Raw genomic sequence first — 16995 nt, 5'->3', positions numbered from 1 at the left:
CGGGAGGCGCTCGTGTCCGCTCGCGAACCGCAGGAGATGGCGCAGGTCGCCACCGCGACGGGGGCGAAGAAGGTCCACCGCGCGTGGGACAAGGTCGTGCTCAGCGGCTTCCTCGCCGGCGCGTACATCGCCTTCGGCAGCCTCGTGGCCATCACCGTCTCCTCCGGGCTGGACCCGGCCACGTGGGGCACGCTGCCGACGCTGGTGATGGGCGCCGCCTTCACCCTCGGCCTCGTGCTCGTGCTCGTCGCGGGCTCCGACCTCGCGACGGGCAACATGATGCTCGTCCCGCTCAGCGCCATGCGCGGGAGGATCGGCCTCGGGGACGTCGTCCAGAACCTCACGCTCGTGCTGCTGGGCAACCTGCTGGGCGCGCTCTTCGTCGCCTACTTCCTCGCCGTGCAGACGGGAGTGATCGGCGGGCAGCTGGCGGAGGCCGGCACCAGCGGGGCGCTGACGCACGAGCGGCTCGCGCAGATCGCCGAGGGCAAGGGGCTGGAGCACTCGGCGTGGCAGACGTTCCTGCGCGGCCTCGGCTGCAACTGGCTGGTGTGCCTGGCGGTGTGGATGTCCCTGGCCGCGACGTCCGTGACCGGCAAGGTCGTCGCGGTCTTCTTCCCGGTGATGGCCTTCGTCGCGATGGGCTTCGACCACGTGGTGGCGAACATGTTCTTCCTGCCCGCCGCGATCTTCGCGGGCGTGCCCGGGATCGACTGGGGCGTCGCGGTGACCAACTGGCTCCTCGCCGGCGTCGGCAACCTCGTCGGCGCGGTGGTCTTCGTGGCGACGTCGTACTGGTACCTGTTCCTCAAGGACGCTCCCGAGCAGGCCCCGGAAGGCGCTGCGGAGCCCGCCGAGCGCGCCTGAGGACGCCGCTACTGGCCGCCCAGGCCGGTGGTGGCCACACCGCGGATGATGTGCCGCTGGAAGAGGATGAAGACGATCAGCAGCGGCAGCATGGCCACCGTCGCGCCGGCCATGTCGGCCGCGAAGGTGACGCCGTAGGCGTCCTGGACGACGTTGAGGCCGACCGGCATGGTCATCAGCGCCGGGTCGTTCGTGACGATGAACGGCCAGAGGAAGTTGTTCCACGCCCCGATGAAGACGAAGATCGAGACGGCGGCGATCACGGACCCGGACAGCGGGAGCACCACCGACCAGAAGGTGCGGAACATGCCCGCGCCGTCCATGCGAGCGGCCTCCTCGAGCTCCACCGGGACGGCGTCGAAGAACTGCTTGAGCACGAACACCATCACCGGGGCGACCACCTGCGGGAGGATGATCCCCCAGTAGGTGTCGACCAGGTCCAGGGCGAGCATCTGCCGGAACAGCGGCACGATGAGGATCTGCGGCGGCACCATGATCGCCGCGATGGTGAGGGCGAACAGCCACCGGCGCCCCCGGAAGACGGTCCGGGAGAAGCCGTAGGCCGCCAGCGCCGAGACCGCCACGGTGATCACCGTGACCGCCACGGCGACGAGGGTGCTGTTGAACAGCCACAGCGGCAGGCTCGAGGTCGTCAGCACCCGCGCGAACGACTCGATCGTGAACCCGCCCTCGGGGACCCACCGCACCGGCAGCGCCGCGGCCTGGTCCTCGCTCTTGAAGGCGGTCACGACCGCCCACAGCAGCGGCACCAGCCACAGGGCGGCCATGACGACGAGGGCGAGGACGCCGAGCGCGCGCGGCACGCGCGGGCGGACAGCCGTCGCGGCCCCCGCGCGGGTGCTGGTGCGGGAGCGCGAGGAGCGAGCGAGGGATCCCGCGGTGAGGCTGGGGGTGGCCATGGCTCACGCCTCCCGGCGGTCGAACAGCCGCAGCTGGGCGATGGACAGGACGATGATGATCAGGAAGAAGATGTTCGCGATCGCCGAGGCGTAGCCCAGGCGGTAGCTGGTGAAGCCCTGGTCGTAGACGTAGAGCAGGATCGAGCGGGTGGAGTTCCCGGGCCCGCCGTTGGTCATCTGGTAGATCTGGTCGAAGACCTTCAGCGAGGCGAGGATCTGCAGGACGACCACCAGGCCCGTGGTGCGGTTGAGCATGGGCAGCGTGATGGAGCGCAGCTGCCGCCACGGGCCGGCGCCGTCCAGTGCCGCCGCCTCGTACAGGTGGTCGGGGATGTTCTGCAGGGCCGCCAGGTACAGCAGGAAGTTGAAGCCCGCCGTCCACCACACGGTGGCGATGACGATGCCCCACATCGCGGTGGACTCGTCCTGCAGCCACGGGATCGGGCCGATGCCGACCGCGCCGAGCCAGTCGTTGAGCAGGCCGAGCTGCGGCTGGAAGATCCACACCCAGATCAGCGAGACCACGGTGACCGGCAGCAGGTAGGGCGCGAAGAACGCCAACCGCCACAGCCACTGCCCCGGCAGGCCCAGGTGCACCAGCAGCGCCATGGCCAGCGGGACGACCACCAGGGGGACGGTGCTGGCGATGGTGAAGAAGACGGTGTTCCACAGCGTCCGCCACACCAGGGGGTCGCTGAGCGCCTCGGCGAAGTTGGCGAGCCCGACCGCGTCGAGGCCGCCGCCGGCGAGGGTGGCGTCGGTGAAGGCGAGGTAGAGCCCGTACACCACCGGGTAGAGCAGGAAAGCGGCGAAGACGACGAGGAAGGGCGCGGTGAACCAGAAGCCCCGGTTCCCGCCGCGGACGGCGCCGGGCTGCCGCGCGGCCGCGACCGGCGGCGGCAGGGGTGCCGGCCGCGGCGCCTGGACCTGAGGAGCGGTGCTCATGCCGGCTCTCCCACGGGGTTCGGGGTGGCGAGCAGCTCCTCCACCCGGGCGACCATGCCGTCGATGGCGGCCTCCGGCGGGGCCGAGCCCTCGACGGTGGGCAGCATCGCCTGCGTCATCAGGTTCTGGAAGTTCGCGCCGGCCCCGGTGAACCAGGCCGCCGGGTCCAGCACGGCGAACCCGGCGGTCGGGGCGTAGTCCGACTGCGGCTCGAGCTCGGCGTACGCCGGGGACTCCACGATCGGGCCGTACGAGGGCACGTGCCCGGCCTCGGCCCAGGTGAAGGACTCCTTGAGCAGGGCGGCGACGGCCTCGTGGGTCGCGCGGCGCCGCTGCGGGTCCGGGGCGTCCTGGTGCGGGAGGACGAAGGAGTGGGCGTCGGCGTACGCGCTGGGCTGGCCGAACATCGTCGGCACCGGCGAGGCGCCGAGGGGGATCTCGGCGTCCAGGAAGGCGGGCAGCTCCCACTCCCCGGTCAGGATCATGCCGGCGCGCCCGGAGATGAAGGTCGCGAGGCCGGCGGTGTAGTCCAGGCTCGGGTCGGCGACCGTGCCGTCGAGCACGGCGGCCGTGAACTCCAGCACCGAGGTCGCGACGTCCCGGTCGACCTCCAGCGTCGACCCGGTCAGGTCCCACTCCGGGGCACCCTGGGTGTACAGGCCGTAGAACAGGCGCCACAGCTGGGAGGTGTCGTTCTGGAAGCCGAAGGAGACGCCGACGTCCCCGGTCACCTCGGCCAGCGCGCGCCCGGCGGCCAGGAACTCCTGCGGGGAGGTGATGGGGACCAGCTTGGCGTCGGCGTCCAGGAGCCGGGCCCGCTCGGCGACGTCGATGTCGTACATGACGACGAAGGGGTGGGTGTCCAGCGGCACGGCGTAGAGCCGGCCGTCGTGCTGGGCCCGCTGCCACACCGTCTCGGGGAAGTGCTCCTCGCGCACGTCGAACTCGGCGAGCAGGTCCAGGTCCCACGGGTCGAGGAAGCCGCCGGGGGCGTAGCCGGCCAGGCGGGAGAGGTGCAGGACCGCCAGCTCCGGGGACCGCCCGCCCGCCGAGCTCATGGCCAGCTTCGTGTAGTACGGCGCGCCCCAGGCCAGCACGGTGTTGCGGATGTCGATGCCGGTCTCCTGGCGGACGGCCTCGAGCATCGTCTCCATGCGGGCGCCGTCCCCGCCGCTGAACAGGCTCCAGAAGCGCACGTCCTGGCTGGCTCCTGCGGCGGCCCCGCCGCAGCCGGCGAGGGAGGCGGCGAGCCCCCCGTACAGGCCGGCGGACAGCAGGCCGCGGCGGCTGAGGGTGCGCCGGGCGAGGGGCGGCAGGGGCGGCGCACCGGGTGCTGGCGACCGGCCGCACGGTTCGGATCGGGTCATCATCGACTCCTCCACAGGTGGCGCCGAGCATTCTTACAACGATGCACAAAGCCTTGCAACGATGCATCGCGCCCGGCACAGTGCGATCCGCGCCCCAGCGAGCAGAGCAGCCCGGTACCGCGCGAGAGTGCTCCTCGGGTGCTCGACCGGGCGCGGCGAGCACCCCGCACGCCGACGAGAGGAGAGCGCGACAGTGCCCAGGGCCCGCCTGCAGGACGTCGCCGAGCTCGCCGGGGTCTCGATCAAGACGGTGTCCAACGTGGTCAACGCCCACCCCCAGGTGCGCCCGGACACCCGGCAGCGGGTCCAGGCCGCGATCTCCGCGCTGGGCTACCGCCCGCACGCGGTGGGGCGGCAGCTGCGTCGCGGGCGCACCGGCCTGATCGCCCTCGCCGTGCCCGAGCTCGACGCGCCCTACTTCGCCGAGCTGGCCCGCCACGTGGTGACTGCCGCCGCCGCGGCCGGCCTGACCGTGCTCGTCGAGCAGACGGACCGGTCGCTGGACGCGGAGCGGGCCGTGGTCGACGCCCGCGAGGCCGGGCTGGTGGACGGCATCGTCCTCAACCCCGTCGCCATGTCCGCGGAGGAGCTGCAGGCCCGCAGCCGCGAGGTGCCCATGGTGCTCGTCGGCGAGGGCGCCCGGCCCGCGGGCGTGGACCACGTGGGGATCGACGACCACGCCGCCGCGGCCGGGGCCGTCGACCACCTGGTGCGAGGCGGGCGCCGACGCATCGCCTTCCTCGGGACCCAGCCTCCGGGCCCGCTGTCCACCGCCACCTGGCGCCAGGAGGGATGGGCGCAGGCGCTGCGCGCCGCGGGGCTCGACCCTGCGCCCGAGCTGGAGCTGCCCGCGGCGCACTACGTGCCCGAGGAGGGCCGACGCGCCGCGGCCGCGGCCGTCGCCGCAGGCACCGACCTCGACGCGCTGCTGTGCGCCAACGACCTGCTGGCGCTGGGGGCCCTGCGCGGGCTGGAGGAGTGCGGCCTGCGCGTGCCCGACGACGTGGCCGTGGTCGGCTGGGACGACGTGGCCTTCGCCGCCTACCTCAGCCCCCCGCTCAGCTCGGTGCGCCCGGACCTGCGCCACATCGCCACCAGCGCGGTGGAGATGCTCACCGAGCGCGTGGAGGGCACTGACGCGCCCGGACGGCGCGTGGTCGCCCGCTCCGGGCTCGTCGTGCGCCGCAGCTCCACCGGATCCCCCGCACCGGCCCAGCCCGTCCTCCGCCAGCCCGCTCCCTGAGCGCTCCCCCCTTCGTCCGCCCGCCCCTCCCGAAGGAGTTCCCGCGTGCCCGCTCGCGCCAGCGCCCAGGACGGCACCCACCCCCGCCCGCAGCTCCTGCGCGACGCGTGGAGCGACCTGTCGGGCACGTGGCAGTTCGCCCACGACGACGAGCGCGCCGGCCTGGCCCAGCGGTGGCACGCCCAGCGCGACCTGGCCGACCGCACCGTCTTCGACCGCGACATCACCGTCCCCTACCCGCCCGAGGCCCCGCTCTCGGGCGTCGGCGACCCCGGGCCGCACCCGGTGCTCTGGTACCGCCGCGGCCTGCGGCTGGCCGACGCCGGCGGGCCCGAGGCCGTGCGGGCCCTGCGCGAGCGCGGCTCCCGGCTGCTCCTGCGCTTCGGCGCCGTCGACTACCGCGCGCGCGCCTGGCTGGACGGCGCCCTGCTCGGCGGCCACGAGGGCGGGCAGACGCCCTGGTCGGTGGACGTCACGGACGTGCTCGACCCCGCCGAGGACCCGGGCACCGAGCACGTGCTCGTCGTGCGCGCCGAGGACGACCCGCGCGACGTCACGCAGCCGCGCGGCAAGCAGGACTGGCAGGACGTCCCGCACGACATCTGGTACCTGCGCACCTCGGGGATCTGGCAGCCGGTGTGGCTGGAGGTCGTGCCCGCGCTCGCCGTGGAGCACCTGGCGTGGACCCCGGACGTCCCGGGGGCCGCCGTGGGATGCGAGGTCACCCTCACCGCGGCGCCGCGCGAGCCGGTGCGGGTCACCGTGCGCCTGGACCTGGACGGGGTCGTCCTCGCCGAGCAGACCGCGCGCGTGGGCGAGCAGCGCGCCCGCCTGGTGATCGGCGTCCCCGCGCTGGAGAACGGCCAGGGCGAGCAGCAGCTGCTGTGGTCCCCGGACCACCCGCGCCTGGTCGACGCCCGGGTGGTCCTCACCAGCGGCGACGGCGGCACGGGCGTCGCCGCCGGGGGCGAGGTGCTGGACGACGTCACCAGCTACCTCGGGCTGCGCACCGCCGGCGCCGGGAGGGGCGCGTTCCTGCTCAACGGCCGGCCCTGCTACCTGCGCTCGGTGCTCGCGCAGAACTACTGGCCCACCTCGCACCTGGCGGCTCCCAGCGCGGCCGCGCTGCGCCGCGAGGTGGAGCTGGTCAAGGAGCTGGGCTTCAACGCCGTGCGGGTGCACCAGAAGGCGGAGGACCCGCGCTTCCTGCACTGGTGCGACCGCCTCGGCGTCCTGGTGTGGGGCGAGACGGCGAACGCCTACGCGTTCTCCCCCGAGGCGGTGCGGCGCCTGACCACCGAGTGGATGGACCTCGTGCGCCGCGACGCCTCCCACCCCAGCGTCGTCACGTGGGTGCCGATCAACGAGAGCTGGGGCGTGCAGCACATCGCCACGCACCCCGCGCAGCAGTCCTACGCCACCGGCCTGGCGGCGCTCACCCGCGCGCTCGACCCCAGCCGGCCGGTGGTCAGCAACGACGGGTGGGAGCACACCGACTCCGACCTGTGGACCGTGCACGACTACGCCGAGCGTGGGGAGGCGCTGCGGGAGGCGTACGGCAGCCGCGAGGCGGTGGCGCAGCTGCTGGCCGGCGGAGAGCCGGCCGGCCGGGTGCTCCGCCTGCCCGGCGGCGCCGAGCGCGGCCAGCCGGTGGTGCTCACCGAGTTCGGCGGCGTCCGGTTCATGCCCGTGCTCGGTGGCGAGGAGCCGGAGGCGGACGCCGAGCCCGGGCAGGCCGGGGTGGCGACGTGGGGGTACTCCACCGCCTCCGACGCGCGGGACTTCGAGGCGCGCCTGCGCGACCTGCTCGACGCCGTGCGCGCCTCCCCCGTGCTCGCCGGCTTCTGCTACACGCAGCTGACCGACACCCTGCAGGAGGCCAACGGCCTGCTGGACGCCGAGCGGCGCCCGAAGCTGCCCGTCGAGGTGCTGCGCGACGTCGTCACCGGCCCGGGCCCGCGGCGGCCCGGGTGAGCGCGGGCCGGGTGAGCGCGGGCCGGGTGAGCGCGGGCCGGGTGAGCGCGGGCCGGGTGAGCGCGGGCCGGGTGGGCGCGGCGGCGGGCGGCGCGCTCCTGCGCGTCGCCGTCCTGGGCCCCGGCGGGGTGGGCGGGCTGCTCGCCGCGCTGCTGGCCGGTGACGGGCACGAGGTGGTGTGCCTGGCGGGCGCGGGGACGGCGTCCGCGCTGCGCGAGCACGGCGTCCGGCTCACCAGCGCCCGCTTCGGGGACCGCGCGCAGCCGGTGGCCGCCGCCGAGGTGCTCGACCGCCCCGTGGACGCGTGCCTGGTCGCGGTCAAGGCGACGTCGCTGCAGGCCGCGCTGCAGCGGGTGCCCGCGCCGGTGCTGGACGGCGCGCTGCTGGTCCCCCTCCTCAACGGCGTCGAGCACGTCGCCGTGCTGCGCGAGCGCTACCCCGCCGCGACGGTGGCGCCCGCGGCGATCCGCGTGGAGTCCACCCGCACCGCACCCGGGCAGGTGCACCACGCGAGCCCCTTCGCCTCCCTCGACCTGACCGCCGCGCCGGGCGTCGAGCGCCTGGCGCGGGCGCTGGGAAGCGCGGGTCTCGACGTCCGGGTGCGCGAGGGCGAGGCCGCCGTGCTGTGGGACAAGCTCGCCTTCCTCGCCCCGCTCGCCCTGCTGACCACGCACGCCGCGGCACCGGCGGGCGAGGTGCGCCAGCGGCGCCGCGAGGACCTGGTCGCGGTCGTCGAGGAGGTCGCCGCCGTCGCGCGCGCCGAGGGCGGGGCCGGTGACGCCGCCGGGGTGCTGCGCACCTTCGACGCGCTCCCGGCCACCACGCGCTCGTCCATGCAGCGCGACGCCGAGGCGGGCCGCCCGCTCGAGCTCGACGCGCTCGGCGGCGCGGTGCTGCGGGCCGCGGCGCGGCACGGCCTGGCCGCGCCCGTCACGGCGCGCCTCGTGGCCGACCTCGAGCGCCGCTGATCGTGCGCGACGCCTGGACGCTGCGGCGCATCCTCGGCCGCTGAGAGGTGCTGAGGCGCGCTGAGACGTGCTGAGACGTGCTGAGACGTGCTGAGGCGCGCTGCAACACCCTCAGCACGCCTCAGCGGTCCCGGTCGGCGACGGCCGGTGCCGGTGCCGGTGCCGATGCCGGTGCCGGTGCCGGTGCGGAGGGTGCGCGGTCGTCGAGGCGCGTCCACGACCGCTGCGCCCCGACCGCGACCGCGACGGCGACGAGCAGCGCCACCACGGCGCCGGTGAAGGACGTCGGCACCCCGAGCGCGTCGACGAGCAGGCCGGCGAGGGCCGCGCCGACCGCGCCGCCGGCCGTGTACGTCGTCGACAGCCACGCCTGCGCCTCGGTCCTGCGGGCCTGCGGCGCGAACCGGTCGACGAGGTTCTGGCCGACGATCAGGCTGGGCGCGATGGCCAGGCCCGCGACGAACAGCAGCGGCAGCAGGGCCCCGGTCGGCGGCGCGCCGCCGGAGAGCAGGACGGGCAGCGGCGCCAGCCCGGCCGCGAAGACCCCGAGCAGCACGGGCAGGCGCCGGTGCTCGTGCGCGGGGTGGCGGGCGGCGCCGTACGCGAGCCCGCCGATCGCGCTGCCGCCCGCGATGGCGGCGAACAGGACGCCGAGGCGCCCCTCGTCGCCGAGGACCTCGCGGGCCGTCGCCGCCAGGGAGGTGTCGAGGACGCCGAAGCCCACGGACGTCGCGAGGCTGACCGCCAGCACGGCCGGCACCCCGGCGGTCGCGACCGCGAGCGCGGCGCGGCGGCCCGGAGCGGGCGCGGCACCGGGCTCGGGGTCGGACGCGAGCTCGGGCTCGGGCACCGAGTCGGGCACGGGATGGGGGTCGGGCTCGGGCGGGGAGGGGCGCCGCCGCGCCGGGGCGGTCGCGCTGTAGGCCAGGCCGCCGCCCGCGAGCAGGCCGGCGGTGACGAGCAGCGGCGCGAGCGGCGGGGTGGTCACGAGCAGCAGCGAGAGCAGCAGCGGGCCGGCGACGAAGACGGTCTCCACCGCGACCGCGTCGAGGGCGAAGCCGGCGCGGCGCAGCGCGGGGTCGGCGAGCACCAGGCGCCAGGTGGCGCGCATGGCCGCGCTGATCGGCGGCCCGCAGGCGCCGGAGGCACCCGCCAGGGCCACGAGCACCGCGTCCGGTGCGCGCGTGCCGGTGGCCACCGCGAGCGCTGCGAGCAGCGCCGCGCTCGCGACCACCGCCGGGGCGAGCACGCGCGCCTGCCCGAGGCGGTCCATGGCGCGCCCCCACAGCGGCGAGCCGACGGCCGCCCCCGCGGCGAAGGCGCCCGTGACCAGGCCCGCGAGGGCGTAGGAGCCGCGCTCGGCCTGCACCAGCAGCAGCATCCCCAGCGGCGCCATCGACACCGGCAGGCGCGCGACCACCGCGGCCGCGAACGGGCGCAGCGCGGGCCCGTGCCGCAGCACCCGCGCGTAGGCGCCCAGCCCGCCCCGCCCGGTCGCCACCGCGCGAGAGTACGGACGCCCGGAGCGCGGGAACACCGCGGGCGCCGCGGTGTTGACTTCAGGGTCCTCCCGCACGTTCCGAAGGTGACCACCATGAGCACCCTCACCTGGGCCCGGAGCACGGCGATCCCGTCCCCCCGGTCTCGGGACACCCGTCCCTGCACCCTCTCCCGCTGCGACGGCACGGCCGCCGCGGCCTTCACCACCGCGGGCCTGACCTGGTACCGCTGCTCCTGCGGTCTCGAGTTCCCCGAGACGGCGCGCTCGCGCGCCTGACCCGGCGACCGCGCGCGTCGGCCGCGGCACCCTCGGGGTGCCGCGGCCGACGCGCGTGCGGAGCCGGTGCGGGAGCGCTGCGGCGCACGCTGGCGGCCGGGCCCGGTGCCGAGGGACAGTGAGCCATGGCACCACCGACGATCGTCCCGACCCTCGTCAAGCTCGCCTCCGCGCTCGGCCCGAGCGCGGCCAGGGCCGTCCGCAACGTCGGGCCGCTGATCGCCGCCAACCCGGAGGCCGTGCGCCAGGGCCGCGAGCTGCTGGAGCGGGCGCTGGCCGCACGGGCGGGCAACACGAAGGAGGAGCGCCTGCGCCGCACCGTCGCGGCGCTGCGCGAGCAGGCCGTGCGCGCCGAGACCGGCGCGAGCAGCCCACAGGAGCAGGAGCGCGCGAGCGGCTGGGTGCGCTCGGCCGACTCGCTGCAGTCCGCGCTCGGGCTGGTGCAGCTGCGCTCCGGCTCCGCGCGCCGCGGCGACCTGGCCCGCCTGCAGCGGCGCACCGACGACCTGTTCGCCGAGATCTTCACGGCCGCGGTGCAGGACGACGACGCCGGCGCGGGCACGGGCACGGGCACGGGCACGGGCACGGGCACGGGGTGAGCGCCGCATGAGCCGCTCGAACGCCGCGGGGACGGCGTGGATCTGCCGCACCTGCGCCAACCAGCACCCCGTCACGCGGGAGCCGCCCGCGGCGTGCCGCATCTGCACCGACGACCGCCAGTACGTGCCCGACACGGGGCAGGAGTGGACGTCGCTGGCGGAGCTCGCCGCCGAGGGCCACCGCACGTCGTGGAGCGAGGTCGAGCCGGGGATCCTCCAGCTGACCGTCACCCCGAGCCTCGGCATCGGCCACCGCGGGCTCCTCGTGACCACCCCGCGCGGCGGGGTGCTGTGGGACCCGCCGGGCTACCTCGACGAGGAGGCCGTGGCGCTCGTCCGCGACACCGGCGGGCTGCTGGGGGTGGCGCGCAGCCACCCGCACCTGTGCGGGGTGGTGGTGGAGTGGAGCACCCGCTTCCCGCGCCCCGACGGGCGCGGGGCGCCACTGTGGGTCCCGCGCCGCGACGCCGCCTGGGTGCTGCGCCCCGACGACGCCGTGACCTGGTGGGACGACGTCCTGCAGGTGGCGCCGGGCGTCGCCCTCGTGCGGTGCGGGGGCCACTTCGCCGGCAGCGCCGTCCTGCACGTCGCCGGCGCCGCCGGAGGGCGCGGCGCGCTGCTCGTCGGGGACACCCTCATGGTGCTGCCGGGCGACCGGCGAGTGTCGTTCATGCGCAGCTACCCGATGCTGCTGCCGATGCCGGAGCGCCACCTCGACCGGCTCCTCGCCGCCCTCGACGGCCTGGCCTACGACCGCCTGCACGGCGGCTGGCCGGGCGTCGGCGTGCCGGACGGCGCGCAGCGGGCGGTCGCCGACAGCGCCGCGCTGTACCGCGCGTGGCTGACGGGGCAGGCGCGCGACCCCGACCAGGACGACTGAGGGCGGGACGACCGGGCGAGCGGCTCAGAGCAGCCCGTCGCTGAGGTGGTCCGGGGTGCCGAAGCGGTGCGCCGTGATGCTCACCGCCTGCTCGTGCAGGAACGGCAGCAGCTCCACGCGCCCGGACTCGGTCACCGGCTCGGGCCACACGGCCAGGTCCGGCCGGCCTCCCGTGGCCGCCGCGAGGTCGGCGACCGACCCGCCGACCAGGCGCACGCGCCCGCCCGCCAGGCCCGCGGCGCGGCGCGCCCACGCGGCGTCGTCCTCGACGGCGACCTCGCGGGCGACGGCGCCGATCGCCTCCGCCAGGCCGGCGGGCAGCGCCCGGGGCACCGAGACCGACACGGGGGCGCCCGCGAGCGCCGCCGCGGCGAGCACGCGCACGAGGTGCGCCAGCGGCTCCCCGTCGGCCAGGCGCACGGTGACCGGCACCGGGAGGTGGCGCAGGACGTCGCGCTCGACGGGCAGGCCCGTGACGTCGCGCGCGGTGCCGTAGCGCTGCGCCCACGCCTGAGCGTCGCTGCGGGCGGCGCGCTGCACGAGCGCCGCGCCGTCCTGCGGGAGCGCGGCGCGGGCGGCGCGCAGGAGCTCGAGCACCGCGGGGTGGGTGACCGGGGCCGTCGCGGTGGAGCGCGCCGGCGCCCAGGAGGTGAGCGGGACCAGGGTGGAGGGGCCGCCGGCCTTCGTGCCCGGCCCGACCCCGGAGCGCTTCCAGCCGCCGAACGGCTGGCGGCGCACGATCGCGCCCGTGGTGCCGCGGTTGACGTAGAGGTTGCCGGCCTGCACGCGCTCCAGCCAGGGCGCGAGATCGGCGCGGTCGCGCGTGTGCAGCCCGGACGTCAGGCCGTAGTCGACGTCGTCGACGATCTCGATCGCCTCGTCCAGCGTGCCGGCGGTCATGATCCCGAGGACGGGGCCGAAGACCTCGGTGCGGTGGTACCAGGAGCCGCGGCGCACGCCGTCGCGCACCCCGGGGCTCCACAGCCGACCAGATCCGTCGAGGGCGCGCGGCTGCACCAGCCACCGCTCGCCCTCGCCCAGCTCGGTCAGGCCCTGCAGCAGCTTGCCGGACGGCGGCTCGATGACCGGGCCCATCTGCGCGGTCGGGTCGGCCGGGTGGGCGACGGTCAGGGACGAGACCGCGTCGAGCAGCTGGCTGCGGAAGCGCCGCGAGCGCGCCACGGAGCCGACGAGGACGACGAGGGAGGCCGCCGAGCACTTCTGGCCGGCGTGGCCGAAGGCGGAGGCGACGACGTCCTTGACGGCGAGGTCGAGGTCGGCGCTGGGGGTGACGATCACCGCGTTCTTCCCGCTCGTCTCCGCGATCAGCGGCAGGTCGGGGCGGAAGGAGCGGAACAGCTGCGCGGTCTCGTACGCGCCGGTGAGCACGACCCGGTCCACGGCGGGGTGGGCGACCAGGGCGCGGCCGAGGGCGGCCTCCTCCACCTGCACCAGGCGCAGCGCGTCGCGCGGCGCCCCGGCGTCGGCCAGCGCCTCGAGCAGCACGCCGGCGAGGACGGCGCCGCAGCGCTGCGCGGGCGGCGCGGGCTTGAGCACGACGGCCGAGCCGGCCGCCAGCGCCGCGAGCACGGACCCGGCCGGGATGGCGACGGGGAAGTTCCACGGCGGGGTGACCAGCGTCAGGCGCGCGGGCACGGGCACGGCGCCGTCGACGTCGTCCAGCTCGCGGGCCAGCTCGGCGTAGTGGTGCGCGAAGTCGACGGCCTCGGAGACCTCGGGGTCGCCCTGGTCGACCGTCTTGCCGGCCTCGGCGGCCATCACCTCCAGCAGCTGCGGGCGGGCGGCCTCGAGGGCCTGGCCGACCCGGCGCAGGACGGCGGCGCGCTCGGCACCGCTGCGCGCACCCCACGCCGCGGCCGCGGCGGCCGTCGCGGCCACCGCCTCCTCCAGCTCCTCGGCGGTGCCGACGCGGGCGGCCTCGATCACGTCGACGCCGAGGCGGGAGGACGGCACCCGGGCGAGCAGCTCGCGCACCTGCGCCCGGTGCTCGGCCACGGCGGGGTCGGTGTCGGGGGTGTTGACGAACCGCCCCGGCCCGGGGCGGCCCGTGGCGGCGTACCGGTCGGGCACGCGGTGGCGCGCCGGCACGGCCCGCGCGGGCGCGGCGAGCGCGGCCAGGGACGCGCGGTAGCGGGCCTCTTCGCGGGCGAGGAGGTCGGCGTCGGCGTCGAGGTCGAAGACCGCGGACATGAAGTTCTCGCTGCTCGCGCCCTCCTCCAGGCGCCGCACGAGGTAGGCGATGGCGACGTCGAACTCGCGCGGGTGCACCACGGGCGTGTACAGGAGCAGGCCCCCGACCTCGCGGCGCACGACCTCGGCCTGCGCCTGCGCCATGCCGAGCAGCATCTCGACCTCGACCGCGTCGCGGACGCCGCGCCGGCCGGCGAGCAGCCAGGCGTGAGCGACGTCGAAGAGGTTGTGGCCCGCGACCCCGAGGCGCACGTTGCGCACCCGCTCCGGGTGCAGGGCGTAGTCCAGGACCCGCTTGTAGTGCGCGTCGGTGTCCACCTTGGTGCGCCAGGTCGCCAGCGGCCAGCCGTGCAGCGACGCCTCGACGGACTCCATCGGCAGGTTGGCGCCCTTGACGAGGCGGACCTTGATGCCCGCGCCGCCGCGCGCCCGCCGCGCCGCCGCCCACTCCTGCAGGCGCACCATCGCCGGCAGCGCGTCGGGCAGGTAGGCCTGCAGCACGATGCCGGCCTCCAGGTGCGCCAGCTCGGGGCGGTCGAGCAGTCGCGTGAAGGCCGCGATCGTCAGGTCGAGGTCCTTGTACTCCTCCATGTCGAGGTTGACGAACTTCGCCGGGCTCGCCACCGCGGCGCGGGCGAACAGCGGCGCGAGCTGCTCGACGACGTGCGCGACCGCCTCGTCGAAGGCCCACGGGCTGTGCGGGGCGACCGTGGCGGAGACCTTGATGGAGACGTGGTCGACGTCGTCGCGCGCGAGGAGGCGGTGCGTGCCCTCCAGGCGGCGTGCGGCCTCGCCGCGGCCGAGGACGGCCTCGCCGAGGAGGTTGACGTTCAGCCGCACGCCCTCGCGCCGGATCCGGCGCACCGCGCGGCCGAGGCGGGCGTCGGAGGCGTCCACGACCAGGTGCCCCACCATCGCCCGCAGCGCCCGGCGGGCCGCGGGCACCACGACGCCCGGGGCGAGCGGGGCGGTGCGGCCCCCGAGGCGGACGGCGGCGCGCAGCGGCGCGGGCAGGAAGCCGGGCGGGTCGGCGGCCAGGGCGGTGAGCGCGCGGGCGCCGACGCGGGGGTCCTCGGGGCGCACGACGCCGTCGACGAAGCCGACGGCGAAGTCCAGGCCCCGCGGGTCGCGCAGCAGGCCGGCGAGCTGGGCCGCCGCGCGCTCCACCGGCAGCTCGGCCGCCTCGGACAGCCAGCGGCGCACCAGCGCGACGACCTCGTCGGCGAGGTCGGCTGCGGGGTCCGGCGCGGACGCCGGGCCGGACTCCGGGCCGGTGCGGTGCTGGGCGGCGAGGTCGGTCATCGCAGTGCTCCCGTCCGGCCCCGCGGTGGGACCGCTCCGCCAGTGTGAGCGCGTACGCTCGTCAGGAGAAGTGACGGTTCCTGGGGGTGCTTCGTCACCCCAGCTGACGGTCGCGCTCCGCTGGAGGCCCTGTGCTCGACGTCCGCCGCCTGGTGCTGCTGCGCGAGCTGGCGGTGCGCGGCACCCTGGCCGCCGTCGCGCAGGCGCGCAGCTACAGCCCGTCCGCGGTCTCCCAGCAGCTGAGCCAGCTGGAGAAGGAGACCGGCATGCCGCTGCTGCGTCGCGCCGGCCGCGGCGTGCAGCTCACCCCGCAGGCGGAGCTGCTCGTCGCCTGCGCCGGGGAGGTCCTCGACACCCTCGAGCAGGCGGAGGCGGCGCTGGCGGCGTCGCTGACCACGGTGCGCGGGCGCGTGCGCGTGGCCGTCTTCCAGTCGGCCGCGCTGGCGCTGGTGCCCGGCGCGCTGCGCGCCGTGGCGCGCGAGCACCCGGACGTGCGCGTGGAGGTCGCCCAGCGCGAGCCGGAGCAGGCGCTGCACGAGACCTGGGCGCGCGACTTCGACGTGGTCGTCGCCGAGCAGTACCCGGCCCACGCCGCGCCGCACCTCCCCGGTCTGGAGCGCAGCCCCCTGACCAGCGACGCGATCCGCCTGGCGCTGCCGGCGCCGGACGTCGCGCTGCGGCCGGTCGCCTCGCTGGCGGAGGCGGCGGGGATGCCGTGGGTGATGGAGCCGCGAGGCGCGGCGTCCCGGCACTTCGCCGAGCAGCTGTGCCGCTCCGCGGGCTTCGAGCCCGACGTGCGCTACGAGACCGCGGACCTGCAGGCGCAGGTGCGCCTCGTGGAGACCGGCAACGCCGTCGCGCTGGTGCCCGACCTGGTGTGGGCCGGGTCGGGGCGGGCCGCGCCCTGCCGGCTGCTGGACCTGCCCGGCTCCCCGCGACGCACGGTCTTCACCGCCCAGCGCGTCGCCGGCAGCGGCTCCCCCGCCGTCCGGGCGCTGCTGGGGGCCCTGCGCGACGCCGCGGCCGCGCAGGCCGGCTGAGCGCCGGCGCCAGGGTCAGGCGCCAGGGTCAGGCACCGGGGTCAGGCACCGGGGTCAGGCACCGGGGTCAGGCACCGGGGTCAGGCACCGGGGTCAGGCACCGGGGTCAGGCACCGGGGTCAGGACGGCGCCGCCGTGACGACGGCGAGCGCGAACCCGTCCCAGCCCTTGGCGCCGACGGTCTGCAGGGCGGTGGCCTCCAGGAGCGGGTGCGCGCCCAGCCACGCCAGCGCCGTCCGCATGGCCGCCGCCGCCTCGTCACCGCCGGGCTCGACGATGCGCCCGCCGCGCACGACGTTGTCGCAGACGATCACGCTGCCCGGGCGGGTCAGCTGCAGCGCCAGCTCGAGGTAGCGCGGCGTGCCCTGCTTGTCCGCGTCGAGGAAGACGAGGTCGAAGGGCTCCGCGCCCTCGGCGACCAGCTGCTCCAGCGAGCCGACCGCCGGCCCGACGCGCACCTCGACGCGGTCGGCGACCCCGGCCCGCTCGAGGTTGGCCCGGGCCGCCTCCGCGTGCCGCGGCTCCAGCTCCAGGGTGAGCACGCGGCCGTCGACGGGCAGGCCCCGGACGAGCCACGTGGTGCTGTAGCCGCCCAGGGTGCCGACCTCGAGGACGCGGCGGGCGCCGGCCAGGCGCGCGAGGAGCATCAGCAGCTTGCCCTGGTTGGGCGCGACGTCGATGGCCGGCAGGCCCGCGGCGCGGCTGGCCGCCAGGGCCCGCTCGAGGACGGGGTCGGCGCCGACGACGAGGTCGGTGAGGAGGTCGTCGACGGCGACCTGCTGCTGCTCGCTGGGCTGCTCGCTGGGAGGCTGCTCGCTCATCCGCCCATCCTTCCCGCGCCCGGGCGGCCGGGACAGGTCGCGCCGCCGCCGCGGCAGCGGCGTGTCAGCCCCGCGTCGGCC

The 16995-nt window shown here is 76.6% G+C and carries 14 protein-coding genes; 8 read left to right on the top strand and 6 right to left on the bottom strand.

Annotation, left to right across the window (positions count from 1 at the left end; all coding sequences use genetic code 11):
• The first annotated feature begins 12 nt into the window (after nucleotides 1-12).
• Entirely contained in the window at nucleotides 13-867 is an 855-nt protein-coding gene (locus BLS82_RS06650) for a formate/nitrite transporter family protein (RefSeq protein ID WP_092863139.1), read from the top strand.
• An 8-nt stretch (nucleotides 868-875) separates the two neighbouring features.
• Here the strand turns inward: BLS82_RS06650 and BLS82_RS06645 are convergent, their stop codons facing one another.
• Genes BLS82_RS06645 through BLS82_RS06635 form a run of 3 tightly spaced genes read right to left on the bottom strand, consistent with a single transcriptional unit; the run spans nucleotide 876 to nucleotide 4099 of the window.
• Complete coding sequence (locus tag BLS82_RS06645; protein ID WP_092863137.1) at nucleotides 876-1787, bottom strand: carbohydrate ABC transporter permease; 912 nt, start codon at nucleotides 1785-1787, stop codon at nucleotides 876-878.
• A gap of 3 nt (nucleotides 1788-1790) precedes the next feature.
• Complete coding sequence (locus BLS82_RS06640) at nucleotides 1791-2732, bottom strand: carbohydrate ABC transporter permease (RefSeq protein WP_092863134.1); 942 nt, start codon at nucleotides 2730-2732, stop codon at nucleotides 1791-1793.
• On the bottom strand, nucleotides 2729-4099 hold the full coding sequence (locus tag BLS82_RS06635; RefSeq protein WP_092864895.1) for an extracellular solute-binding protein: 1371 nt from the start codon (nucleotides 4097-4099) through the stop codon (nucleotides 2729-2731). Before BLS82_RS06635 ends, BLS82_RS06640 begins: the two co-directional genes overlap by 4 nt.
• A 193-nt stretch (nucleotides 4100-4292) precedes the next feature.
• Here BLS82_RS06635 and BLS82_RS06630 point away from each other — a divergent pair, with 193 nt between their 5' ends.
• The 3 genes from BLS82_RS06630 to BLS82_RS15630 are packed head-to-tail and all read left to right on the top strand — an operon-like array spanning nucleotide 4293 to nucleotide 8284.
• Entirely contained in the window at nucleotides 4293-5342 is a 1050-nt protein-coding gene (locus BLS82_RS06630; protein ID WP_218123684.1) for a LacI family DNA-binding transcriptional regulator, read from the top strand.
• A gap of 45 nt (nucleotides 5343-5387) precedes the next feature.
• Nucleotides 5388-7316, top strand: coding sequence for a glycoside hydrolase family 2 protein (locus BLS82_RS15635; protein ID WP_176818970.1), 1929 nt, complete (start codon nucleotides 5388-5390; stop codon nucleotides 7314-7316).
• Nucleotides 7317-7372: 56 nt separating this feature from the next.
• Nucleotides 7373-8284 carry a ketopantoate reductase family protein gene (locus BLS82_RS15630; protein ID WP_218123683.1) on the top strand — a complete coding sequence of 304 codons (912 nt, stop codon included), beginning with the start codon at nucleotides 7373-7375 and terminating at the stop codon, nucleotides 8282-8284.
• Between the two features lie 121 nt (nucleotides 8285-8405).
• On the opposite strand, the gene BLS82_RS06620 is transcribed toward BLS82_RS15630, so the two are convergent.
• Complete coding sequence (locus BLS82_RS06620) at nucleotides 8406-9785, bottom strand: MFS transporter (RefSeq protein WP_143028766.1); 1380 nt, start codon at nucleotides 9783-9785, stop codon at nucleotides 8406-8408.
• Nucleotides 9786-9878: 93 nt separating this feature from the next.
• On the opposite strand from BLS82_RS06620, the gene BLS82_RS06615 reads away from it, so the two are divergent.
• From BLS82_RS06615 to BLS82_RS06605, 3 genes are all read left to right on the top strand, one after another.
• Nucleotides 9879-10061 (top strand): hypothetical protein, encoded by a 183-nt coding sequence (locus tag BLS82_RS06615; protein WP_143028765.1) that lies wholly within the window; start codon nucleotides 9879-9881, stop codon nucleotides 10059-10061.
• Nucleotides 10062-10186: 125 nt separating this feature from the next.
• Nucleotides 10187-10660, top strand: a complete 474-nt coding sequence (locus tag BLS82_RS06610; RefSeq protein ID WP_092863122.1) for a hypothetical protein — start codon at nucleotides 10187-10189, stop codon at nucleotides 10658-10660.
• Nucleotides 10661-10667: 7 nt separating this feature from the next.
• Nucleotides 10668-11540: an MBL fold metallo-hydrolase gene (locus BLS82_RS06605; protein ID WP_092863119.1), complete on the top strand. Its 873-nt coding sequence runs from the start codon at nucleotides 10668-10670 to the stop codon at nucleotides 11538-11540.
• 24 nt (nucleotides 11541-11564) lie between these two features.
• Here the strand turns inward: BLS82_RS06605 and BLS82_RS06600 are convergent, their stop codons facing one another.
• Complete coding sequence (locus BLS82_RS06600; protein WP_092863116.1) at nucleotides 11565-15053, bottom strand: proline dehydrogenase family protein; 3489 nt, start codon at nucleotides 15051-15053, stop codon at nucleotides 11565-11567.
• Nucleotides 15054-15184: 131 nt separating this feature from the next.
• On the opposite strand from BLS82_RS06600, the gene BLS82_RS06595 reads away from it, so the two are divergent.
• On the top strand, nucleotides 15185-16093 hold the full coding sequence (locus BLS82_RS06595) for a LysR family transcriptional regulator (protein ID WP_092863113.1): 909 nt from the start codon (nucleotides 15185-15187) through the stop codon (nucleotides 16091-16093).
• A 119-nt stretch (nucleotides 16094-16212) separates the two neighbouring features.
• Here the strand turns inward: BLS82_RS06595 and BLS82_RS06590 are convergent, their stop codons facing one another.
• Nucleotides 16213-16914 (bottom strand): O-methyltransferase, encoded by a 702-nt coding sequence (locus BLS82_RS06590; protein ID WP_092863110.1) that lies wholly within the window; start codon nucleotides 16912-16914, stop codon nucleotides 16213-16215.
• Between the last annotated feature and the right edge of the window lie 81 nt (nucleotides 16915-16995).

It is taken from the genome of Quadrisphaera sp. DSM 44207, assembly GCF_900101335.1.
In the GTDB taxonomy this organism is placed as follows: Bacteria; Actinomycetota; Actinomycetes; order Actinomycetales; family Quadrisphaeraceae; genus DSM-44207.
This window is presented reverse-complemented; position numbering and strand designations above follow the sequence as displayed.